Source organism: Chryseobacterium binzhouense (assembly GCF_007474545.1).
GTDB classification, from domain to species: domain Bacteria; phylum Bacteroidota; class Bacteroidia; order Flavobacteriales; family Weeksellaceae; genus Chryseobacterium; species Chryseobacterium binzhouense.
In genome coordinates this window covers 288152-313174 of sequence record NZ_VKOG01000001.1, presented here as the reverse complement: position 1 = coordinate 313174, position 25023 = coordinate 288152, and the positions used below count along the sequence as shown (strand labels likewise).

At 34.8% G+C, this 25023-nt stretch carries 18 protein-coding genes; 15 read left to right on the top strand and 3 right to left on the bottom strand.

Annotation, left to right across the window (positions count from 1 at the left end; translation table 11 throughout):
- Positions 1–56: 56 nt before the first annotated feature.
- Together FNE73_RS01490 and FNE73_RS01485 are read right to left on the bottom strand one after the other, a co-directional pair.
- A complete protein-coding gene (locus FNE73_RS01490; RefSeq protein WP_143883018.1) occupies positions 57–620 on the bottom strand; it encodes a hypothetical protein in 564 nt (187 codons plus the stop codon).
- Between the two features lie 426 nt (positions 621–1046).
- Entirely contained in the window at positions 1047–2087 is a 1041-nt protein-coding gene (locus tag FNE73_RS01485; RefSeq protein WP_143883017.1) for a GMP reductase, read from the bottom strand.
- Between the two features lie 27 nt (positions 2088–2114).
- Between FNE73_RS01485 and FNE73_RS01480 the strand changes: the two genes are divergently transcribed.
- The 4 genes from FNE73_RS01480 to FNE73_RS01465 are packed head-to-tail and all read left to right on the top strand — an operon-like array spanning position 2115 to position 5901.
- On the top strand, positions 2115–2996 hold the full coding sequence (locus tag FNE73_RS01480) for a prolipoprotein diacylglyceryl transferase (RefSeq protein ID WP_228429829.1): 882 nt from the start codon (positions 2115–2117) through the stop codon (positions 2994–2996).
- Positions 2993–3226 (top strand): hypothetical protein, encoded by a 234-nt coding sequence (locus FNE73_RS01475; protein ID WP_228429827.1) that lies wholly within the window; start codon positions 2993–2995, stop codon positions 3224–3226. Before FNE73_RS01480 ends, FNE73_RS01475 begins: the two co-directional genes overlap by 4 nt.
- 9 nt (positions 3227–3235) lie before the next feature.
- Positions 3236–4639 carry a radical SAM protein gene (locus FNE73_RS01470; RefSeq protein ID WP_143883015.1) on the top strand — a complete coding sequence of 468 codons (1404 nt, stop codon included), beginning with the start codon at positions 3236–3238 and terminating at the stop codon, positions 4637–4639.
- Between the two features lie 59 nt (positions 4640–4698).
- Entirely contained in the window at positions 4699–5901 is a 1203-nt protein-coding gene (locus FNE73_RS01465; RefSeq protein ID WP_143883014.1) for a glycosyltransferase, read from the top strand.
- Positions 5902–5960: 59 nt separating this feature from the next.
- On the opposite strand, the gene surE is transcribed toward FNE73_RS01465, so the two are convergent.
- Positions 5961–6731, bottom strand: a complete 771-nt coding sequence (gene surE / locus FNE73_RS01460) for a 5'/3'-nucleotidase SurE (RefSeq protein ID WP_143883013.1) — start codon at positions 6729–6731, stop codon at positions 5961–5963.
- A gap of 146 nt (positions 6732–6877) precedes the next feature.
- On the opposite strand from surE, the gene FNE73_RS01455 reads away from it, so the two are divergent.
- From FNE73_RS01455 to FNE73_RS01405, 11 genes are all read left to right on the top strand, one after another.
- Positions 6878–9007: a carboxy terminal-processing peptidase gene (locus tag FNE73_RS01455; RefSeq protein WP_143883012.1), complete on the top strand. Its 2130-nt coding sequence runs from the start codon at positions 6878–6880 to the stop codon at positions 9005–9007.
- A gap of 157 nt (positions 9008–9164) precedes the next feature.
- On the top strand, positions 9165–11396 hold the full coding sequence (locus FNE73_RS01450) for a TonB-dependent receptor (RefSeq protein WP_143883011.1): 2232 nt from the start codon (positions 9165–9167) through the stop codon (positions 11394–11396).
- 28 nt (positions 11397–11424) lie between these two features.
- A complete protein-coding gene (locus tag FNE73_RS01445; protein WP_143883010.1) occupies positions 11425–12072 on the top strand; it encodes a hypothetical protein in 648 nt (215 codons plus the stop codon).
- Between the two features lie 68 nt (positions 12073–12140).
- Positions 12141–13466 carry a 2TM domain-containing protein gene (locus tag FNE73_RS01440; RefSeq protein ID WP_143883009.1) on the top strand — a complete coding sequence of 442 codons (1326 nt, stop codon included), beginning with the start codon at positions 12141–12143 and terminating at the stop codon, positions 13464–13466.
- Positions 13456–13755, top strand: a complete 300-nt coding sequence (locus FNE73_RS01435; protein ID WP_143883008.1) for a 2TM domain-containing protein — start codon at positions 13456–13458, stop codon at positions 13753–13755. Before FNE73_RS01440 ends, FNE73_RS01435 begins: the two co-directional genes overlap by 11 nt.
- 1 nt (position 13756) lies before the next feature.
- A complete protein-coding gene (locus tag FNE73_RS01430; protein ID WP_185147265.1) occupies positions 13757–14323 on the top strand; it encodes a methyltransferase family protein in 567 nt (188 codons plus the stop codon).
- Between the two features lie 873 nt (positions 14324–15196).
- Complete coding sequence (locus tag FNE73_RS01425; protein ID WP_143883007.1) at positions 15197–16852, top strand: T9SS type A sorting domain-containing protein; 1656 nt, start codon at positions 15197–15199, stop codon at positions 16850–16852.
- Positions 16853–16858: 6 nt separating this feature from the next.
- On the top strand, positions 16859–20332 hold the full coding sequence (locus FNE73_RS01420) for an RHS repeat domain-containing protein (RefSeq protein WP_143883006.1): 3474 nt from the start codon (positions 16859–16861) through the stop codon (positions 20330–20332).
- 7 nt (positions 20333–20339) lie between these two features.
- A complete protein-coding gene (locus tag FNE73_RS01415; RefSeq protein ID WP_143883005.1) occupies positions 20340–23873 on the top strand; it encodes a DUF6443 domain-containing protein in 3534 nt (1177 codons plus the stop codon).
- Positions 23874–23876: 3 nt separating this feature from the next.
- Positions 23877–24338: a hypothetical protein gene (locus FNE73_RS01410; RefSeq protein WP_143883004.1), complete on the top strand. Its 462-nt coding sequence runs from the start codon at positions 23877–23879 to the stop codon at positions 24336–24338.
- Between the two features lie 388 nt (positions 24339–24726).
- Positions 24727–25023 (top strand): 2TM domain-containing protein, encoded by a 297-nt coding sequence (locus FNE73_RS01405; protein ID WP_143883003.1) that lies wholly within the window; start codon positions 24727–24729, stop codon positions 25021–25023.

The window sequence follows — 25023 nt, the reverse complement described above, 5'->3', positions numbered from 1 at the left end:
TTTATCAAATACCATATATTCGTTGAATAAAAACGAGTATTCAACTAATTAATAGATTAGAATTTGATAAAACTCAACAAAGATGGAGGCGGTCTTATATTAAAAACTCTTGAATAATGATAATCTATGAATTGTTTGTTGTACCAATCGGATAACAGCACAAGCAAAAACAAACATGACAAATAAGAGAAGAAAGTTAAAAAACTTAAACAAGCTTTTTTTATTTTTTTCTTCAAACCAGATTCAGGAAGTAAATAATATAATGTTTGATTTTTTAGATTTGAAAATCTTTCTTCTGAGTGGTGATTTTCAAATTTTCTGATGATATGATACTTTAGTTTTGATTGGTATTCATCAATTATTTTTTTTGATTTTATATCATCATTTTTAATTCTCTTAACTAAATTTTTTTTATTGTTTTTTAAATCCCTACTTGTGCTTACATAGTCAGAAGAACTGGCAATTATTATTAATGATTTCCCTGAGTTTTTTGTGTATTGTATCGAATTACCTTTGATTACAATAGATCTTTCAGCAATCTGATAATTAAAATTATCATCAGATGAGTAAATTGCTGCTTCTCCCTTCAAAAAAATTGTATTAGAAGAGCGTTCGCTCAAACTGTCGTTTTCTTGTGAATAAGATTTCACATAAAATAACAAAAAAGGCAACAATAAAATTTTCCAATATTTTCTTTGTGAAAAAATTGGGTTTAATATCAAATTATCAATATGTGAGATAAAATTGTTGATTGGAATAGCCTTTAATTCAGCAAAGTTAAATTAAATTTTAATTAATTTGCTGATAATAAGCTGTTTGTAGATAAAAATCTACAAGCATAATACGCATCTATAAATGTTTATTATTGTGTTAATATGAAATATATGATGTTATGAAAGCTAACAATTAAAATTTTTCATTGTTTATTAAAAATTTTTAATGAAAAAAAATGGGAAATAAATAAAAATAAAACCCTCATTAATTTAGAATAAAAGAATTCTTTATTAATGAGGATTGATATTTATATCAATTACACTTAGATGAAATTAATCCTTAAAGACCTGGTTTTCCTGTTCCTGAACTCGTATAAAAGTAGTTCTTTTTGACAATTCCTTCAGTGTGGAAGCACCAACATAAGTACAGGTAGAACGTACGCCGCCTAAAATATCTTTTACCGTTTCCGCAACCGGACCTTTATATTCTACTTTCACCGTTTTTCCTTCGGAAGCTCTGTATTCTGCCACACCTCCGGAATGTTTATCCATTGCTGTTTTAGAACTCATTCCGTAGAAGAGCTTATATTTTTTTCCGTTTTCTTCCACCATTTCACCACCGCTTTCATCGTGACCGGCAAACATTCCGCCGAGCATCACAAAATCTGCACCTCCGCCAAAAGCTTTTGCCACATCTCCCGGAACTTTACATCCTCCGTCTGCAATAATGTGCCCTTTCAATCCGTGAGCGGCATCAGAACATTCTATAATGGCTGAAAGTTGAGGATAACCAACACCGGTTTTTACTCTTGTCGTACAGACCGAACCTGGGCCGATTCCGACTTTAATAATATCGGCACCAACTAAAAGTAACTCTTCTACCATTTCGCCTGTTACTACATTCCCTGCAATGATAATCTTATCAGGAAAATTCTGTCTGGCTTTCTTCACAAACTGTACGAAATGCTCAGAATAACCATTGGCGACATCTATGCAGAGAAACTCAATTTTTGGATGTTGCGTGAGAATGGTTTTTATTTTTTCTTCATCTGCTGTTCCGGTTCCGGTGCTCAATGCGATGTACTGATAGATTTCATCATTCTTATCCTGCAGGAAATCAGCCCATTCTGTTACAGAGTAATGTTTGTGTACAGCAGTAATTATTTTGTCTTTTGCGAGTTCAACTGCCATTTCGAAAGTTCCTACCGTATCCATATTGGCTGCGATAATAGGAGTGCCTTTCCATTTTTTCTGAGTGTGGAGGAATGTGAATTCTCTTTCTAAGTTAACCTCGGAGCGCGATTTTAAGGTTGAACGTTTAGGACGAAACATTACATCTTTAAAGCCCAGCTTTATATCATATTCTATTCTCATAATTTGGAAGATATTTTAAATAAAAGTATGGAAAAGATTTTTAGAAACATCGAAAGGAGAGGATTTTATAGAATATTTATGAGTGATTTAGAATTTAATTCTTATAATTGGTGTCATCATCTTTTGAAATATCCTATTTTTGATTTCATGGATTTTCCTGTTACTTTTCAGATTTTTGGTCATACAATCCTTGCACATCCTGTTCTTGAAACGATTGGGGTTTTCATCGGAATGCGGTATTATTTTTATTTAAAACGGAAATCAAAAGAAAAACTGTCATTCAACATCTCTGCTGCGGTTTTAATCGGAGCTACGGCAGGAGCATTATTGGGTTCAAAGCTTATAGGGAATTTAGAAAATCCGTATGTATTTTTTAATGATTTTGATTTTAAAAGATTCTGGACAAACAATACCATCGTCGGCGGACTGGCTTTTGGTTTAATCGGTGTAGAATGGGCAAAAAAAATTGTCGGTCATAAAGAAAGCACAGGAGATCTGATTGTTTTTCCATTAATCCTCGCAATGATTATTGGTAGAATCGGATGTTTTCTGACAGGAATTCACGAAGAAACGTATGGAATTCCTACAGATTTTATTTTCGGAATGCATTTAGGAGATGAATATCTTCGGCATCCTGTTGCGCTTTACGAAATTACTTTTCTTATAGTCTTATGGATTATTTTAAAAACTATTCAGGATAAAAAAATATATCCGTCAGGTTTTGTTTTTCAGATATTTATGTTGAGTTATTTCAGCTTTAGGTTTATGCTGGATTTTATAAAACCGAAAATAGAAATTGTCGGAAATTTAGGAACAATTCAGATTACCTGTCTTTGTGTCATTTTTTATTATTTCTTGAAACTGAGAAAAATAAATTCTTTAACTTCACCTGAAAATATCACATCATGAAAAATTTAACAATCCTTGAAGTTGGTGGTCTTGAAGCTTTTCTTGTAATGATTATAGGGCTTATTTTGGTTATACTTTTTGTAGTTTCTCTGGTGATTGCCGCTATTACAAAAGTGATTTATGAATGGAATAACGAAAATAAATTTACCAGCGGACAGTTCTGGAGAACCGTTTTGATATCGATGCTTATTGGCGGGTTGATCAGTGGTTTTATTTGTGGTGGAATGTAAATATAAAATATGCCAGTAAGAAACTATACCTATTACGATTATACGATAAGTCTTTGTCCGGAATGCCTGAAAAGGGTAGGAGCAAAAATTATCATTGAGGATGAATCGGTTTTCATGACCAAAAGATGTCCCGATCATGGCTTTTTTAAAACTAAAATTGCTTCTGACGTTCAATACTATAAAAACATACGAAACTATAATAAAGCATCAGAAACACCTGTTCATTTCGGAACCGATGTAGAGTATGGCTGTCCTTACGATTGTGGTTTATGTGTTGATCATGAGCAGCATAGCTGCCTTTCTATCGTGGAAGTGACAGATCGCTGTAATCTCACTTGTCCGACTTGCTATGCCATGTCTTCTCCGCATTACGGAAGTCATAGAAGCTTACAGGAAATTGAAGCAATGTTTGATATTATTGTAAAAAATGAAGGTGAACCGGATGTTGTTCAGATCAGTGGAGGAGAACCTACAATTCATCCTGAATTTTTCAAAATAATGGATATTGCGAAAACGAAACCGATCAAACATTTAATGCTGAATACCAATGGCGTAAGAATTGCCAATGATCCCGGCTTTGCCGAAAAATTAGCATCCTATGCTCCGGAATTTGAAGTTTATCTGCAGTTTGATTCCTTCAAGCCGGAGGTTTTAGAAGACTTCAGGGGTAAAGACTTAACGGATGTAAGAATGAAAGCTTTAGAAAAATTAAATGAATTAAATCTTTCTACGACGCTCGTTATTGTTCTGCAAAAAGGAAAAAATGTTGATGAAATCGGAAAAATTATTGAGTTTGCCTTAAAACAAAAATGTGTTCGCGGAATTACTTTTCAGCCTGTCGAAATTGCAGGGCGGAACAGAGAAGATTCGGCACATGAAAAAATTACTTTAACGGAAGTAAGACAAGAAATTTTAAACCAGTTTCCGCTTTTGAACTCAGATGATCTGATTCCGGTCCCATGTAACCCGGATGCTTTGGCAATGGGATATATTTTAAAACTGGAAGGCGAGACAATTCCTTTAACCAGATACATCAATCCCGCCGATTTGCTGAATAATGAAACCAAAAATACAATCGTCTACGAACAGGATACCGGATTGCAGATGCAGCTTTTAGATATTTTCAGTACGGGTATTTCGGTTGATAAAGTAAAACCTAAAGTCAATCAGCTATTATGCTGTCTTCCTGAAGTTTCGGCTCCGAATCTTGATTATGATAATTTATTCAGAATTATTATTATGAATTTTATGGATGCACACGATTTTGACGTGCGGGCTGTGAAAAAATCATGCGTACACATTGTCAGCAAAAATTTAAAACTTATTCCTTTTGAGACAATGAATTTGTTTTATCGTGATGATAAAATCAAATACCTGGAAGAATTGCGAAAAGATGACAGGGTTTTATTTTAGCTATAAATGCAGACTACTTTAATCAATGATTTGGAAAATTTAGTCCTAATTTTGCATTTGTGAAACATCTCGTTATTATCGGTCTCGTTATTCCTGAGCCTGCTTCTACGGCAGCTGGTCAAAGAATGATGCAGCTTATTGAATTGTTCAGTAAAAAAAATTACAAAGTCACTTTTCTTACATCGGCTAACAATATTGAGTTTTCGGAGAAAATTGATGTTGAAAAAATTGAAATCAACAGCAAAAGTTTTGACGAAAAAATTAAAGTTCTGAATCCTGATATTGTTCTTTTTGACCGATATGTTACCGAAGAACAGTTAGGTTGGCGTATTTCTGAAAATTGTCCGGATGCGATTAAAATTCTTGATACGGAAGACCTTCATTTCTTGAGGGAAGCACGCAGAAAAGCTTTTGCTGAAAAGAGAGAAGTAAACGATCAGGATTTCATCAATGAAATTTTTAAAAGAGAAATTGCTTCCATTTTGCGGTGTGATTTATCGTTAATCATCTCTGAATTCGAAATGAATTTGCTGATAAAAAAATTCAAAATTAATCCTGAGATTCTCTTTTATATTCCGTTTCTGACAGAAGAAAAGCAAGAAAATAAGCCTTCTTTTTCAGAGCGCGAACATTTCGTAAGTATCGGAAATTTTTTACATGAACCCAATTGGCAGACTGTTATTAAGCTGAAAACAATCTGGAAATCAATTCGTAAGCAAATTCCGGATGCGGAACTTCATATTTACGGAGCTTATGCGACAGAAAAAGTTTTTCAGCTGAATAATGAGAATGAAGGTTTTATCGTGAAAGGAAGGGCAGAGTCTGCAGAGTCTGTTTTCAGACAATACCGTGTTTTACTCGCTCCCATTCCTTTTGGTGCGGGCTTGAAAGGAAAACTCTGGGAAAGCATGAAATTTAGCTTGCCGAATGTTACCAGTTCGGTTGGAGCAGAAGCGATGCATAAAAATCTTCCCTGGAACGGATTTATTAAAGATTCTGACGAAAATTTTATCAATAAAGCTGTTGAGCTATATCAAAATGAAACAGTCTGGAATCAGGCAAACAAAAATGCAGAGGAGATTTTGAAACAAGTTTTTGATAAACAGCTTTACGTTGACCAATTTTGGGAAAAAATTGCAGACATCAAGGAAAACCTTCAAAATCATCGAACAGGAAATTTTCTGGGAATCATTCTTCAGCATCATCAGTTAAACTCAACCAAATACATGAGCCGCTGGATTGAAGAGAAAAATAAAAAATAAAAGACAGATTTCTGCATTAAGATTTGCAGAAATCTGTCTTAAAAAGAGATCAAAGAGTTTTAATTAAACTTCATAATTTCATTCAATTCATTCATGTATTCGTACGCAGTAAGGTCAAATTTCACAGGAACAATAGAAATATATCCGTTTGCCAATGCTGTTTCATCTGCATCTTCAGATTCATCCATATTGTTGAAATATCCTGTAAGCCAGTAATATTTTTTTCCATGCGGATTGATGCGCTCATCAAAGCTTTCTTCCCACTTTGCATTCGCCTGTTTGCAGATTTTTACGCCTTTTATTTCTTCTTTCGTAAGTTTCGGGATGTTGACATTCAGCACAACACCTTTTGGCATTGGGTTATCAATCACCTTTTTTACAATTCCCTGGATGTATTCTTTAGCCTGTGTGAAATCTGCTTCCCAGCTGAAATCCAACAAAGAAAAGCCAATCGAAGGAAGTCCTTCTACACCGCCTTCCACAGCAGCAGACATTGTTCCCGAGTAAATAACGTTGATGGAAGAATTAGCTCCGTGGTTGATTCCTGATACTACAATATCCGGTCTTCTCGGAAGAATTTTATCCAAAGCCATTTTCACACAGTCTACCGGAGTTCCACTGCAGGAAAAATCCCGTTGAGGTCCGTCCAAATGTACTTCTTCATAGCTTAAAGTAGAATTGATGGTAATTGCATGACCTTTTCCGCTTTGAGGAGAATTGGGAGCCACCACAATCACTTCTCCTATCTCATTCATAAATTCTACAAGATTTCTGATACCCGGAGCTGTAATTCCGTCGTCATTTGTTACCAGAATAAGTGGTTTTTCCATATAAAAAATTTAATTTTAACAAAAATACTTAAAACTAATTGATAATTCTAAAGAAGGTATTAATTTTGATAGTTTGTAACGGAAATTTAATTATCAATACTAATTAAAAACAATTCTAAAAAATTAATAAAATATATTATAGATTTATGTGGAAAAATTTTAAACTGAATAAATTTTTACTCCTCATACCATTGACAAGTCTTATGTTTTGTTTCAATTCACCTCAAAATGATGATGAAAAGATGCAGACGATCATGGTGAGTGTTAAAAATACTCTTTCTTACTTACATTACAGCCCAAAACCCATCAACGATGCTTATTCTAAAGATGTTTATAAGCATTATTTTGAATTGGCAGATCCTGCAAAAAGATATTTTCTTCAGTCTGATATGGATGAATTTGCTAAGCATGAAACCAAGCTGGATGATTACATCAATCAGGGAGACCTTACATTTTACAAACTGACTATTGATAGATTGTACCAAAGAGTAGATGAAATTGATAAGATGACGCAGGATATTTTTACGAAACCAATCAATCTTGAAGAAGATGAAACACTGATTCTTGAGCCTAAACTTAAAAAAACTCCTGCAAACAAACAGGAACAGTATAACGAGTGGAAAAAATTCATCAAATACAATATTCTTCAGGAAATTGAGTCGATGAACAGCAAAGAGGAAACCCAAAAAGAGAAAAAAGATTCTGTACAGAAATTTAAGCTGAAAGACACGATAAAACTTGAAATTCTTACGCCTCAGCAAAAACTGACAAAAGCAACAGATGAGGTAAAGGATCTGGTAAAGGAAACTTTTACAAGATTCAAAAAAAGAAAGAAAATGGATTGGTTTACGGTCTATATGAATGCTTATACAGAAGTTTTTGATCCGCACACCAATTATTATTCTCCAAAAGATAAAGAAGATTTTGATACCCAGTTTAAAGGAAAAGTGATCGGAATCGGTGCTTTAATTCAGGAGAAAAAAGGAAATCTTTATTTGGGCGCATTAACAATCGGTGCTCCTGCCTGGAAATCTAAACAGCTTTCTGAAGGGGATAAAATTCTGAAAGTGAAATCTAAACCAAAAGAAGATGCTGTAAATGTAGTAGGAATGCTTTCTGATGAAGCGGTGAGACTGATCAGAGGTGAAAAAGGAACTCCGGTAACTTTAACGGTTCAGAAAAAAGATGGTACGATCAGAGATGTAACCATGATTCGCGAGGAAGTTGCCATTGAAGATACGTTTGCGAAAAGCATTATCGTAAATTCACCGAATGGCAAAAAGTACGGATTCATCAATCTTCCAAGCTTCAATGCCGATTTTGAGGATGAAAAAGGCAGAAATGCTTCTGATGACATTAAAAATGAAATCATCAAACTGAAAGCGCAGGGAATTGAAGGAATCGTTCTTGATCTGAGAAATAATGGCGGAGGTTCTTTAACCGAAGTGGGTGATATTATGGGATTGTTTATGAATGCAGGTCCTTACGTTCAGGTAAAAGACGGAAACGGAAAAATTCAGACTTTGAAAAATAAGCAGGAATCTCCAATCTGGAATGGTCCGTTGGTAATTATGCAAAACGAGCTTTCCGCTTCTGCTTCGGAAATTTTAGCAGGGGCAATGCAGGACTATGGAAGAGCAATTGTAGTAGGATCTCCACAGTCATTTGGGAAAGGTACGGTGCAGACTTTTGTTGATCTTAACAGATTTCTAAATACTGAAGATGATTTCGGATCTTTAAAACTAACGATTCAGAAGTTCTACAGAGTGACAGGAGAATCAAACCAAAGAAAAGGAATTGTGTCGGATATTCAGATGAAAGATTTCTTCACTTTTGCGGAAATCGGAGAAAGATATGATGATTTTGCTTTAGCTTGGGATAAAATTCCGAGTGCTAACTTCCAGAGAATGAATAATCTTGATGTGAAGGCTTTAGAAAAAGCAAGCAGCGAAAGAATGGCAAAAAATCCTAATTATCAATTGCTTCTGGAATCTGCCCAATGGAGAGAGCAGCTTAATAAAGAAGAAACAATAACTTTGAATATTAACAAGTTTAATGAACTGATGAAGCAGAGAAAAGCACAGATTGAGAAGTTCAAAAAGCTTTCTAAATTCAATAACGGATTGAAGTTTGCAATGTATCCTGCGGAAATTGAAAGAGAGAAGAAAGATGAGGTCTTTAAGAAGAAATCGGAAATATGGATTAAAAATCTCCAGAAAGATTCTTACCTTCAGGAAGCGATGAATATTATTGCCGACATGAAATCAAAACAATAAAATTTTACAAGCCATCAACGAAAATTGGTGGTTTTTTATTTTATAGAAACGCAAATCAAATAAGAAATACAACTCAGTATTCAAAAACTACCGTTCAGTCAGAAAAATATTTTTCTGTAAAGTTTTAGAGATAATTTTACGGAAAATTAAAACAGACATGAAAACGATATTTCAGAAAGTGGTTGGCTTTCTTTTGATGCTCAGCTTTACTTTTTCTTTTTCTCAGATTAAAATTTCAGGGAAAGTTACCTTTAAAAATAAGGGAATCAGTGAAGTAAATGTTACACTGAAAGATACTTATGACGGTGCCACAACAGACAAAGACGGCATTTTTTCTTTTGAAACAACCGAGAAAGGAAATCAGGTTCTTACATTTTCGCATCCTAAATATATTGAAGTAGAGAAAAATATTTTGATAGGAAATGAAAACATAACCGTAAATAGCGAAATTAAAGAACAGGTGAGTGAAATTGAAGCAGTGGTAATTTCCGCAGGAGCTATAGAAGCCAGCGATAAAAAACGTGCTACAGCTTTACTTACACCCATAGATATTTATACGATTGCCGGAGCAGACGGGCAGGTTTCTTCTGCGCTCACGTATCTTCCGGGTGTGCAGAAAGTAGGCGAAACGGAAGGTCTTTTTATCCGTGGCGGAACCGGTACCGAAGCCAAAATCTTTATGGACGGAAGTCTTATCAACAATTATTTTTCTAATTCTGTTCCGGGAATTGCAGGACGAGACCGCTTCAACACTTCTCTTTTCAAAGGAAATATTTTTTCCAGCGGCGGCTATTCAGCGTTATACGGGCAGGCTCTTTCTGGTGTTCTGATGCTGGAAAGCGTAGATCTTCCGGATCAAAGCTCTTATGACATTGGCGTTTCTCCGATATTTTTAAATGCAGGCTTTCAGAGATTAGGCGAAGATAAAAATCATTCTTACGGAGCGAGTGCGGGATATTCTTTGCTGACACCAATGCGTAAAATTTTTAATTTTAATACTGATTTTACAGACGGACCGCAAGGTTTTAACGGAGATGCAAATTTCAGATTTAAAACTAAATCCGGAGGTTTTTTCAAATATTACGGAATGTATAGTACCGACAGAATGGGTGTAAAAACAGAAAGTCTGGAACCGGAATACGATTTTGCTCTGGTGAAACTGAAAGGAGAAAATATGTATCACAATCTTTCTTTCAGACAAAAATTCGGAAAATACCTTTTGAATATAGGAACTTCTTATTCTTTTAACGAGTCTGATCTTAATTTCTCAACCGAAAAGCAGGAAATAGAATCAGGAAATACTCAGGTTTTGAATCATGGGAATTACTTTAACTTTAAAACCGTTTTAGAAAGAAAACTGAATAAAATCAGTGCATTGAGAGGAGGTTTTGAGTTGAATAATACCAGTGAAGAACTTACCGTTACAGATTTTAATAAAAATTACAAAGATTTGATCTCTTCTGCTTTCGTGGAAACGGATTTGGGATTCAGCAATCATTTTTCTGCTAAAATCGGCGTTCGCTCGGAACATTCTTCTTTTCTGAACCGGTTTAATGTGGCTCCGCGTTTTGCTTTGGCTTACAGATTAGCAAAAGAATGGACAGCCTCTTTCGCTTACGGATTGTTTTACCAGAATCCGGAAAGCCGTTACATCAATTCGCCGGTGAAGTTAGATTTTCAGCAGTCACAGCATTATATTTTTCAGATTCAGAGAGCTTCTGAAGGGAGAAGTTTGAGGCTGGAAGCTTTTTATAAAAAGTATGACGATTTAGTTAAAGTTTTAAATATCAGCGAAATAAACAGCCAGTCTCCGCCTGTGCAGACAGCCATAAATAATAACGGAAATGGTTTTGCCAAAGGTCTTGAATTTTTCTGGAGAGACAAAAAGACCTTTCAGAATATTGATTACTGGATAAGCTATTCTTTTCTGGATTCTAAAAGAGATTTTTTAAATTATCCTTTTAGTTTAAGACCCAATTTTGCCTCAGAACACACTATTTCCGCAGTTGCTAAAAGATTTTTCCCTGAGCTGAAATTCGGAACCAATCTTTCTTATACTTATGCTAAAGGAAGACCTTTCTACGATATTGTTTCGCAAAACGGGGAAAATATCATCAGGAATGAAGGAAGGCTGAAAGATTTCAGTTCACTTAATTTTAGTTTTAATTATCTTCCGAATTTAGGAAAAAAAGATGCGAAGTCATTTGTTGTACTTGTGTTAAGTATTTCCAATATTTTAGGAAATAAAAACATTTACGGGTATAATTTTTCCAGAAACGGAATGCAGAGTTCTGCGGTGGTTCCACCTGTAAATACCTTTGTTTTTGTTGGAGCTTTTATCAGCTTCGGAGTCGACAGAACACAGGATGCAATCAATAATAATCTTTAATAACAATAATTTTAAAAATTTAGAAATCATGAAAAAATATCTTTTAAGCTTTGCTTTAGTTTGTATGAGTTTAGTATCTTATGCTCAATCCAATTACGAAAAAATAATGACTGAAAAGATCAGCAAACTGGAAATATGCAAAACTCCGGAAGACTTCCAGGCTCTTGCCAACGATTTTCAGAGAATTGCCGACAAAGAAAAAGGAAAATGGCAGCCCAATTATTATACTGCGTTTTCTTACATTCAGAAAGGAAGGGTTTTGATGAGAGAAGGAAAAATGCAGAATTTGGATGAGGCGGCAGATCAGGCTCAGAAGTATGTAGATGCAGCAGAATCTGTAGAAAAAAGCAATTCTGAAATTCACTTGCTTCAAAAAATGATTTATTCGCTCAAGATGATGGTCAATCCTATGGAAAGATACATGACATTCGGAGCAAAAGCTGAAGAAGCACTTAAAAAAGCAGAACAGCTGGATCCTGCAAATCCGCGAGTGGTTTTGATTAAAGCTGAAGATACTTATTTTACTCCCGAACAATATGGCGGAAGCAAATCCAAGGGAATGGAACTTTTTAAGTCTGCTCTGGAGAAGTATAAATCTTTCAAGCCTAAAACTTCTTTAGATCCTAACTGGGGACAATCTGAAGCCGAATATTTTATCAGCCAGTCCGGAAAATAATCTGTATCTAAATAACAAAAATTACGGCAAAAACAGTTTATTGCCTAAATTTGAATACACAATACCTTATGACACGCAAAAATCTGATAACTCTTGCCTGGGTTTCTTTCGCAACATCAATGTTCTTTTTCTTTCTGTTTACGACTGAAAAGACCATTAAAAATTTTTTGCTGACGATTCTTGTTTCGTCTATGTACTCATTTGTTTTAGGTGGCGGAAACGGGCTTGTCAATGATTTTCTCAACAAGAAATTTCCGTGGTCTGAAGCTACCACAAAGCGTGCGGTCATCAGTATTGTTACCATCTTAATTACCAATATTATCCTGGTTTATTTCTGTAACTACATCAATTTTGTCATTTTTCAGAAATCAGCCACTACGGAAGAATACTTTCTTGGGAAATATAATTTTATCAATTGGTTTACCATCAATATTGCTTTATTGATTTCAGCATTTCTTCATGCGAAAGGCTTTATGGAAGAACTCAAAAAAGCTTCCAAAAAAGAAGTGGTGGAGCAGAAGCTTATTGCAAAATCTGCCAATGCACAGTTTGAAAGCCTGAAAAATCAGCTTGATCCTCACTTTTTGTTTAATTCTTTGAATGTTTTGAGCTCACTGATAGATGAAAATCCCATTCAGGCACAGAAATTTACGGCTTCAATGTCTAAGATTTACCGCTATGTCCTTGAGCAGAAGGATAAAGAACTCGTTACGGTAGAAGACGAAATTGAATTTGCGAAAATCTATTGCGAATTGCTTAAAACAAGATTTGAAGACAGTGTGAATTTTATTTTTGATATTAAAAAAGAAGATATAAAGAAATTTGTTGTTCCGCTTTCTCTGCAACTTCTTTTGGAGAATTGTATTAAACATAATCTTGCTACTTCTTCAAAACCTCTTTTAATTAAAATTTTTACAGAAGGAGAGAGTCTGTGTATCGAAAATAACCTCCAGATCCGTGAACAGATTAAAGAAAGTGCAGGAATCGGCTTGGCAAATATTGTGCAGCGTTACGCTTTGCTTACCAGCCGAAATGTTTTTATAGAAAGATCTGATGATTATTTTAAAGTAAAACTTCCTGTGTTAATTGAGAAACCAAATGTTGTCAATAGTGTTGTTTCTGATGATGATGTGGTTTACGAAAGAGCATTGAAACGGGTAAAAGAAATTAAATCTTTTTACAGTAATCTTATCTCCTACATTGTAGTGATACCGGTTTTGGTTATTATTAATATGATATCAACACCGCAGCATTTGTGGTTTTACTGGCCCATGCTTGGATGGGGAATGGGTGTGGCAGCACACGGATTGAGTGTATTTTCCATCGGAAGAAACTGGGAAGAAAGAAAAATCAGGGAAATTTTAGAAAAAGAAAACAACAGTTATGGAAAATAATATACAGCGCAGCATGCGCTACCGTGAAGCTGAAAAAAAAGTAAAAAAAATTAAAGGCTTTTATATCCATCTTATGGTATATTTTTTTGTGAATATTTTTAGCATTGTTTCTGAAGCTGTTATAGCAAAACCTGGAGCAAAATTTTGGGAATGGGATTTGCTCATTTTGCCTTCATTATGGGGAATTGGTGTTGCTGCTCATGGTCTGAGTGTATTTCTGCCGGCATTTATCTTGGGTAAAAACTGGGAAGAAAAGAAAATAAGAGAATTAATGGAAAAAAATAAATAATATGAATGCACTTTATCTTGTTTTTTATGCATCTGTTGCGCTCTGGCTTTTCAGCGAACTGTATTATAAAAAAATGCTGAAATCTGGAGAAAAAGATCAGAAAAAAGATCAGTCCACACTCAATATTTTATGGATAGTAATTTTACCGTCTGTTTTTTGTGCTGTTTTGATTTCTAAAATCACTTATTTTCCTATTAAAAATCAATATCTTACGTTATACATTGGTGAATTTTTTATTGTGACCGGAATTTTTTTTCGCTGGATCATTATCAGATCCTTGGGAAAATATTTTACGGTAGATGTCTCTATCAAAGAAGATCATAAAATAAAGCAGGAAGGATTTTATAAATACATCAGGCATCCTTCTTATACTTTTGCGCTTCTTACTTTTTTAGGTCTTGGGATTTTCCTCAATAACTGGATTTCTTTATTTCTTGCTTTTGTCCCGACATTTATTGCCTTTCTGTATCGTATTAAGATTGAAGAAAAGGCACTTATAGAAAAATTTGGTGAAGAATATATTAAGTATAAAAAGAGAACTAAAATGCTGATTCCGTTTGTTTACTAAAGATTTAATAATTCAAATTGAAATTAAAGGAGATGATAATACGTCTCCTTTTCTTTTCGGAAAAAAAATTGCTTTTAAAATTTGATTTGCCTTTTTTTAGATTTAACAGTTTACTTGTATATTAATTTTATAACACGACAAGTTTTGTCGCATTAGCGATTTAGCTTTGCAGAAATAACAAAAAAACTATTACATAAAAATTTGCGCATATTTAAACGCAAAGTTTTATTAAAATAACCTTACATATAAGGAGCAAAGTTGAATCAACAGGTTGATTGATGAAGCGATATTTTCACGCTTTGCGAAGCAATTTAATTGCCTTTGTATCTTAAAATAAAACGTTTTGAAAATAAATCTTTGCGTAAAAATTAACAACAAACTTATTACAAGAATATTTGACGCATATTTAACGCAAAGTTGAATCAAAATAATCTTATATAAGGAACAAAGATGAATCACAGTTATTGATGAAGCGATATTTCACGCTTTGCGATGCAATTTAATTGCCTTTGCATCTTAAAATTAAACATTTTGAAAATAAATCTTTGCGTGAAAAAAATCTAACCAACAGTAAATTTTTTTTAATAAAATAATTAGATCTAAAGAGCAAAGTTGACTCAACAAGTTGATTGATGAAGCGGTATTTTCACGCTTTGCGATGCAATTTAATTGCCTTTGCATATTAAAATTAAACGTTTTGAATTAAATCTTTGCGTGAAATACTATCATCCGGAATAAATTAAATATTAATACAATATGAAGATAAATAAAAAAACCATGAATTTTATTTTTTTAAAACATGGTGAATTATACATTCAAAAAATTCATTTATATTTGAAAAATTAAAAAATAAACTATTAAAAAAACGCAGCTATGAAAAAACTCTACTCGGGTGCATTTCTTGTATGCACCATGGCTGTATTGCAGGCTCAGGAAGTAATATGGCAGAAAGACATCCTTTCCAATACCCAGGATTTTCTCTCGCAGGTGACCACAACCATTGATCAGCAGCACCTTATTACCGGAAGCAGTATTCAAAGCAGTAAGCTGCAAGCTGAAGGCAGTAAGCAAAACAACGGTTACGATTTCCATTTGGTAAAGCTCAACCAGCAGGGCGAACAGGTTTGGGAAAAATATTTTGCCGGAAACAACCACGATTACATTCAGTCAACGATCAGTACGCAGGACGGAGGTTTTGCAGTAGTGGGAACTTCATTTTCCACGACCGGACTAGATAAGAAAGACGCTTCCAAAGGCGGATCAGACATTTGGGTTATAAGACTGAACGAATTTGGTGATGAGCTTTGGCAGAAAACCATCGGAACCGCTCAGGATGAGGAGGCAAAAGCTGTTATCCAGACCATGGACTTCGGATTTCTGGTGGCAGGAAGCGTGAAAAATTCACCCAAAGGTTTCGGTTCAAAAGATGTAACAGTCATTAAGCTCGACAAAAACGGAAAAGAAATTTCACAGATTATTTTAGGCGGAAAAGGACTGGATGAAGTAGAGAAAATGATTCCTACTCCGGACGGAGGGGCGTTATTGGGAGTGTATTCCAGAAGTTCCGAGGTACGGGATGCGGGTTCTGGTAAGAGTTCCGGGATACAGAGTACAAGTGGAACCTCGAATCCCGAAGAACGTTACTCCAAGTCCACAGGTAACGAAGGAGAGGGTGATTACTGGATCATTAAGCTTAATAAAGACGGAAGGGTGGAATGGGAAAAGAATTTCGGAGGGAAAGGTGATGATCATTTAACCACTCTGGCGTTTACTTCATCCGGGTACATTATCGGGGGAAGCTCCAGATCGGAAAGATCAGGCAATAAAACTGTAGGAATTGATGAAGGAACAGATGTATGGCTCATCTCTTTGAACAGCAGTGGCGAAGAACTCTGGCAGAAGTCTTACAATTTCGGAAACCGTGATGTGTTGATGGGAATGAACGTGATTCAGAGAAAAGATGAAAGAGAAAAGAATAAAGACTTAACCAAAGGCATTTTGCTGGGCGGTTATACGCAGGCGGAAGGCAGAATGGAAGCCAATGACGAAACATTCTGGATGCTCTATCTCGACCAGAACGGCAACGAGCAGTGGCGGAAATACGTGAAAGGAGAAAGCAGACAAAGAGAGGAAAGACTTTCAGACCTCAGACTGAATCGTGACGGGTCGATTGTTTTGGCAGGAACAAGTGCTGAAGAACTGGGCAAAGAAAACTGGAAGATCGTGAAGCTGGGTGACAGTCAGATTGACCAACTGATTGAGAAGCAGGACATCAGAATCTATCCGAATCCGGTGAGTGATTACTGTTATGTGGAGATTGGAATGGAATCCGCAAGCTGGAAGCTGGGTGATGGGAAAGCTGAAGCGGACATTACGGTGTACGACATGGGCGGAAGACAGCTGCAAAGCCTGAAAACTAAAAACAAAATCACCAGGATCAACACCCAGAACCTCATTCAGGGAGCGTATCTGGTGGTGGTGAAAACCAATGATAATAAAACGGCGAGTGCGAAAATTATAAAAAAATAAATACAAATGAGAAAAATTTTAATATCAATAATATTACTAGCAAACATTAGTAAAATATTTGGTCAGAATAATTCTGGCAATCAAAGTCAGTTTAATCCAAGCAAAACTAATGTTCCAACTTCTCCCGAAGTCGCTCTTCTAGGAAGGTTTGGTGACATTCCGGTGGGACACTATACTGGGACAGCTTCCGTATCAGTTCCCTTGTATAATCTTAAAGTAGATAACATTGAAATACCCTTGGCCTTAAACTATCATACTTCAGGTATAAAAGTGGCGGATGAAGCTACATGGGTAGGATTAGGATGGAGCTTTATGCCTGAAGGAACGATAACGCAGGAAATCAGGGGTAAAGAAGACAATCCTTATGGAGGAGATGGATTTTCTAATAATAGTGGGTACAATGCATTTAAGAATAATTTTGCAACACTTAATTCAGAGACCCCATCTTATAGATTACAACAAGGCAGGCAAGAAACAAATGATGGATTATCGTCTATCTTACCACAACCGAATGATGATGCTTATGATGTAATTATTGATTTAAAAGCAAAAAAAGGGCAGCCAGACATTTTTACCTATAATTTTTACGGATATTCAGGTAAGTTTTTTTACAACCCTGAAGATGTTAATGAAATACTTTTTATAGAAAGTAATGAAGATGTTAAGTTTGTCAGAAATTTTGACGGTTGGCTGGCAACAACAAATAAAGGGGACAAATTTTTCTTTTATGTTGTTGAAAAATCAAGAACAGACCAAACAGATTATACAGACATTGGGATTACCTTTAAAATATCAAAAATTACATTAACTACTGGAAAGACAATTAATTTCACATATCAAGACGAAAAAACCTACCAGTTGTATCCTGCACAAGTAGCTCGTTTCCCCAGTTTTCATTTGTCCCAAAGTGAACAGGTTACAACAAGTAACAATGCAACAATCAACGATAAAAAAACATTAGTTTCTATCGAAACAGAAGATACAAAAATTGATTTTAATTTAGCTAACAGAGAAGATATTAAACCTAACTCTTCAGCCGTTCCAATAAAAAAATTAGCTTCTATTGATATAAAATCGAAATTTCCAAATAAGATGATAAAAAGTTTTGTTTTTAATACCGATTATTTTCCAACAATTCAAATCCAAACAGTCGAAGAAGGCTACAGACATAAGAGATTAAAATTAAACTCTGTTCAGGAAATAAATTATAACAGTTCAGGAGTGGCAATTCAGAATACTCCACCCTACCTGTTTGAATACGATTTATCTTACGTGATGCCCTCTAAAATTTCAAGTTCAGATTTTTACGGATACAATAATGGTAATAATAGCCTTTCTTTACTGCCTGATTTAAATTATTTTGACTACCTTAATACTAATCCGTATAAAAATTACAATATGAATGTTACATATCCATATTCTCCAACTTCCAGATATGTAAATCAGTCATATGTTCCAACAAATATTTTAAAAAAAATAACCTATCCTACTAAGGCAAGAACAGAATTTGAATACGAATCAAATACATTTAACAATCAATTTATTCCAACAAGGAGTCAGGTTGACGCAATACGTAGATCAGAAAGTATAACTCATCGTGGAGCTTCAACAGTTCCTGGGGGATATTATTTTTTAGTCAGTCAGGTATTTAAGCCTTCACAAACTGTTACAATAAAGTTTAAGAATACCATTTTTGATGGATATATGGGCTCCGTATATCCACAGACACATTATCCATATTCGGAAATGGTAAAGTGCAAGATAAAATTGTATAAACGGAAAGCTTCCCAACCCGAGGTATTATTAAAAGAGTGGAAAATTGATGTGGCAGGCAGCGTATTTGAGCAGACTCATCAACAACAATGGAATGAAGATTATGTTCTGCCATTTGATAGTGACCCTACAACAGAATATTATGTTTATGTTGAAAACGGAATTCAGTATAATGCCAATGACGGAATCCATTTCGCCGTAGTTTCTTGTGATTTTGAATATAATGATGACGGAGCAATTGATAAGTCGGTTTCATATGGTCATGGTGTAAGAATTAAATCTATTAAAAATTATGAGAATAATACTTTATTATCTCATAAGGCGTATAATTATTCGGATGGTAAGCTTATCTACAAATTTGAACCAATTGGCGTAGTAAGAGCATCAACATATAAATCTCAGCCGACAATGCAGGATGGCGGCTGTTTTATGGAATATCAAATATCAATTTTTAACGAGCTGTCTGTGAATTCCAACGATTTTGGAACTGGTGGAAATAAACCTTTTGGATATAGTGAAGTTACCGAAACCGACATAAATATATTTGATGGCACAACTAAGGGGTCAACAAAATATGGTTTTAGTAATGAAGATTATCTATCTTTTATATATTCTTATAAAGGGCTTCCTAAAAGAGATATTACAACAAATGGTGAAGGTTTATATGTTGAAAAATACGATCAGAATCAAAATAAAGTTTTTAAAACAAACTATTTCTACTCAAATCTACCCAACACCTATGCAGTATATCCACAATTTTATATAGTTAATACATCAACCGGCCCTTATGATCCGACGTATACTACTTACCCAGCCTTATTATTAGGTTGTGGTAGTGGAGGAAATTGGGAAGTCGGTATATCTTATACAGGAGCAACTGTTATTAATCAAGATCCAGTTTCAAAATATCATTTTATTTTTAACCCTTTAATTACCGGAAAGAGAAGACTTATGAAGACTACGGATATCTCATATTTTGGTAATAAAACTTTAATAAAAGAAACAGAATTTACTTATACCAACTCCGGTGAAGTAGCTACTAGTAAAGCAACAACAAGTGATGGTGAAATTATAGAGACAGACTATGATTATGCTGCTGATGTAAACAATACCAGATTAGTTAATAAGGGTATGACAGGAATACCGTTGAGTATTGAGACTTACAAGGGAACCGTTAATTCAAATATTTTAATAAGCCACGTAGAAACCAAGTATGATAACTTACAAAACTATTTACCTTCATCTGTCATGTCCCGAAATTTTTCGATCAATAATATGGAAACAGAAGTTACATATGATAGATACGATTCGAAAGGTAATTTGTTGCAATACACAATGAAAGGTGGAATACCGGTGAGTTTGATTTGGGGATATAATAATACGAAAGTTATAGCTATGGTTGAAGGTATAGATTATGATGGGACAACCGGTCTGGTTGATTTTTCAAATATAATACTTGAATCAACATCGGATGTTGATTCATCATCTGAATCAAATTTTATTAACACTCTTGATAATTTTAGAAAGAGTAACTACAGATATCCTATTACTACTTACACCTACGATCCTTTAATTGGCGTCACGAGCATCACTCCGCCATCGGGAATCAGGGAAGTCTACAAATACGATGCAGCCAACAGACTGGAGAAGATTGTAGATATCAACGGTAAAGTATTAAAAGAATTCAAATACAACTATAAACCATAAAACCCAAATGAAAAAAATATTAATTCCCATTAGTGCTTTGCTCGTGTCAGGCTTTTTTCAGGCACAGCTGACCAATACTGAAAACTATGTATATTCGAAGACCTATCTCTCCGATCCTACACTTTCCAATCCTAAAACCTCAGAAACCGTTCAGTATTTCGATGGTTTAGGAAGACCAAAACAGGTGGTGAATGTAAAAGCATCACCACTGGGAAGGGATGTTGTTACGCATATCGAATATGATGGCTTTGGAAGACAGGTGAGAGATTATCTTCCTGTTCCGCAAACTTTTACAGCCAACGGCAGCATTTTTACTGCGCCGTTGGATTACGCTTCAAACCCTGCGATCTATGGTTCTGAGAAAATCTATTCAGAAAAAATCCTCGAAAATTCTCCACTGGATCGGTTACTCCAGCAAAAGCAGGTGGGAAATGCATGGAACAATAAGCCTATACAATTCACTTATGATGCAAGTAATACCAATGATCAGGTAGGGCAATTTGTTCCAACAACCACTTGGTTAAATAATGCTACAAAAACTTCTGTTAGAGCAGCAAGCAGCTTGTACTATGGAAATGGGCAGTTATATAAAAATACTGTTACCGACGAAGACGGCAACAAAACCATCGAATTTAAAAACGGTGAAGGGCAAGTTTTACTGGTAAGAAAAGTTTTAAGCGCAACTGAAAATGCAGATACCTACTATGTGTATAACGAATATAATCAACTGGCATTGGTTATCCCTCCAAAAGCCTCTTTTAGCTTTTATAATGAATATGGAGCAGGAAGCGATGATGAGATACCTGATGACATATTAAACAATCTCTGCTATCAATATCGTTATGACGGCAGAAACCGTCTAGTTGAAAAGAAGCTTCCCGGGAAAGGCTGGGAATATATGGTGTATGATAAAGCAGACCGGCTGATCTTTACCCAGGATGCAGTAATGCGACCTACCGGAAAATGGCTTTTCACCAAATATGATCGTTTTGGAAGAGTAATTCTCACAGGCCTTGTTGAAGGAACTACTGAGAGATCTCCAATGCAGAATATGATTGGAGATCTGGTGATTACAGAAAACAGGGATACAGCAGGTTTTACAAAGAACGGAATGCAGATTTATTATTCCAATGTAATGTTCCCTTATCTGGAAAAAGTATTTTCTATCAACTATTACGACACCTATCCACAGGGAAGCCCAACTCTTCCTACACAGATTTTAGGTCAGAATGTTTTGACACAAGATGCCCAGAACTCCAATATCAGCACCAAATCTCTTCCAACCGCTTCGTATGTCAAAAACATCGAAGACGATAACTGGACAAAAAACTATACGTGGTACGACCAGAGAGGAAGAGCCATTGGCACCCACTCCATCAATCACCTCGGAGGCTACACCAAAACAGAATCTCAGCTTGACTTTGCCGGGGTAACCAAACAAGCCGTTACCCGTCATAAAAGGCTTAATTCTGATACCGAAAAAGTAATTACCGAAAACTTTACGTATGATCATCAGAACAGACTAAAAACCCATACCCATCAGGTTGACAATAATCCTGTTGAATATCTCGCTCAGAACGAATACAACGAGCTCTCACAGCTCAAAACCAAGAAAGTTGGTGGGAAAATTTCAGGAAGTGGGCTTCAAAATGTTGATTACACTTACAATATTCGTGGCTGGATGACGGGAATTAATGATCCTAACAATTTGGGAAATGATCTTTTTGGATATAAGATAAAATATAATCAGGTTGAAGGTCTGCAAACTCCTGATGCATCTGATCCAAGTTTACAGGTTCTTCCAAGGTACAATGGGAATATTGCTGAAGTTGACTGGAGAACTGGGAATGAAAATGATCCTCTCAAAAGATATGGATATGTGTATGATGGACTCAGCCGTTTATCAGCAGGATTTTATCAGAACTCAATGAATCCATCAATCAGGGAATATTATGAAAAAGTAACCTATGATCTCAATGGGAATATAAAGACTATGAAGAGAACTGCTCATAGATTTGGAACTACCGCTATGCTCATTGATAATCTTTCCTATCAGTACGAAAACAACAATACAAGCAACCGTTTGCAGAAAATAACAGATGCCGTTACTACAACATATGGTTATCCTTACAAGGCTGCACCAACAGATATAGCATATGACATAAATGGAAATATGACCTCATTTGTAGATAAAGGCATTTCATCAATTCAGTATAATTTTCTAAATTTACCAAAGCAGATCACTCAGAATTCGGAGATAACCAATTATACTTATCGAGCGGATGGAGTGAAAATAAAGAAGCTCTTTGATGGTTTAGAGACAAATTATTTAGATGGTTTTCAATATAGATATTGGGTAGATCCGTATGGAAATGCAGCAAATAATGGAATGAAATTAAGCTTTATTCCGACATCAGAAGGTTTTTACGATTCATTAAGAGCCACATATTATTATAATTATACTGATCACTTAGGTAACGTAAGGATAAATTATAGTGATTCAGATGGAGATGGAATAGTTAAGGGAGATGGTATTAAAAATTGTGATAATTCACCTCCTGATCAGCCGTGTATGCCAGGAATTATAATGGGAGATATTGAGGAAGTCACCGATTACTATCCCTTTGGAATGATGCATAAGAACATGATGTTTTATAATTTTTATAATCCCTATCAATACAAGTACAACGGCAAGGAGCTACAAGAGACCGGAATGTATGATTATGGCGCAAGATTCTATATGCCGGATATTGGACGTTGGGGTGTGGTGGATCCGCTGGCGGAAAGATATATTAAAGCCAGTCCCTACCATTATGCCTTTAATAATCCGATATTTTTTAAAGATCCCAATGGAAAAGAGATTATAATTTATTACCAGACAGAAGATGGTAGACAAAAACAATGGAGTTATTCATATTCTAAGAATAGGAAAACAACAGGTAATGAATTTCTTGATAATGCAATTGCAGGTTTAGATAAGCTTTATACATCTGATGCATTAAATTTAGATACAAACGGAGACGGGAAAAAAGATACAAATTACTTACAAAAAATAATTGATGACAAAAGAGTTCTCAGTGTAGTTGAAGGTGAAACTACAAGATTTTATATGGGGCTATCTTATAACGAAAAGTATAAACATTGGAATACAAAAGATCCTATTGATATAGGTAAAATTACATTTAATAGTAAAAAAGGAATTCTATTCAATAATTCTGAGGATAACGATGCGAATAGAAAAGGCTTAATATCAAGATATCAAAGTGGTAAATTTAGCAAAGATGATAAAATAAATTCTCCAACTGCAGGGCTAGGACATGAAATAATACACGCTGGAAATTTTTTATTGGATAATGCTAATTATTTTCAAAGACAAGAACCGTTTAAAAATGTAGATAAAAATGGTTTTACTAATAATGAAGAAATAAGAACAACTATTCTCTCCAACCAAGTGAATGAAGCATTAAATGAACCACAACGTCAAGTTTATTGGGGTATTAAAATACCAACAGAATCTGTAACAAGTAATAAAGCAAAGTAGGTTATGATTAGATTAGTTATTTTATTTATGTGTTTTGCAATAATTTTTTCGTGTTCAATAAGAAAGGATAGTAATGAAGAAGTCATTCTTTACAAACAGTCAACTTCTGCAAACGATGCATCATTTAGCTTTGAAAAGAAATTGTTTTGGAAAATTAATTCTGATGAAAATTCTTTTATTATGCAAAAATTTTCTAAAGCAAATTATTTAGAAATTAATACGAAAATTAAAACATTTAAATTTATCGGTAACAATGATCCGGAATATTATAATAATGTAGATTTTGCTTTTGTATTATATAATAATAAAGGAAATGACACAATGTACTATGATGGTTATGATAGATGGTGGGTTGTGGAAAAAGGAAAAATAAGTCAATACCAAGATGAAGAGAATAATTTTGGGGATAAGTTAAAAATGATTTATCCTATATTCCGAAATTGTTCATATCAACCTTCCAAATGACCGCCCCGCTCTGCGAAGTTTGTAACTTTGAGCTGATAATAAAAAAACCTCGCAAAATGCGAGGTTTTTGTTTTATAAAGAATAAGATTGTCTGTTTTTAAAATCCCTCCGCTACGCAAAGTCTGTGACTTTGAGCGGATAAAAACAAAACCTCGGAAAATGCGAGGTTTTTTTATATTTATATACCCCGCTGCGCAAAGTCTCCCGACTTTGAGCGGATAAAAATAAACCCACCGCAATTTTACGAGGGATTTTGTTTATATATCCTGATTACTTCCATTCAGTTCTGTTTTTCTACCATTCAGTCACATAAAGTTGATTGAGGATACTTTTCTGACATACATTTGTCTCAACAAAAACAAGCAAATTAATTGTAAAACAAAACATCATGGAAAATTTATCATTCAACAAAGAAAATTTAGCGTACGAAAAAGCGGCAAAGAGGGTAAAAGATTTAAAGAGCTTTTATGGAAATTTGATCTCATACTGTTTGGTCATTCCTTTTTTACTTATCATCAATCTGCTTACATCACCGGAACATTTATGGTTTTACTGGCCAATGTTAGGATGGGGATTGGGTTTAACCATTCATGGTTTAAACACTTTTGGAATCGGAAAAGAATGGGAAGAAAGAAAAATAAACCAACTGATCGAACAGGAAAAAAGTAAATCAAAATCACTTTAA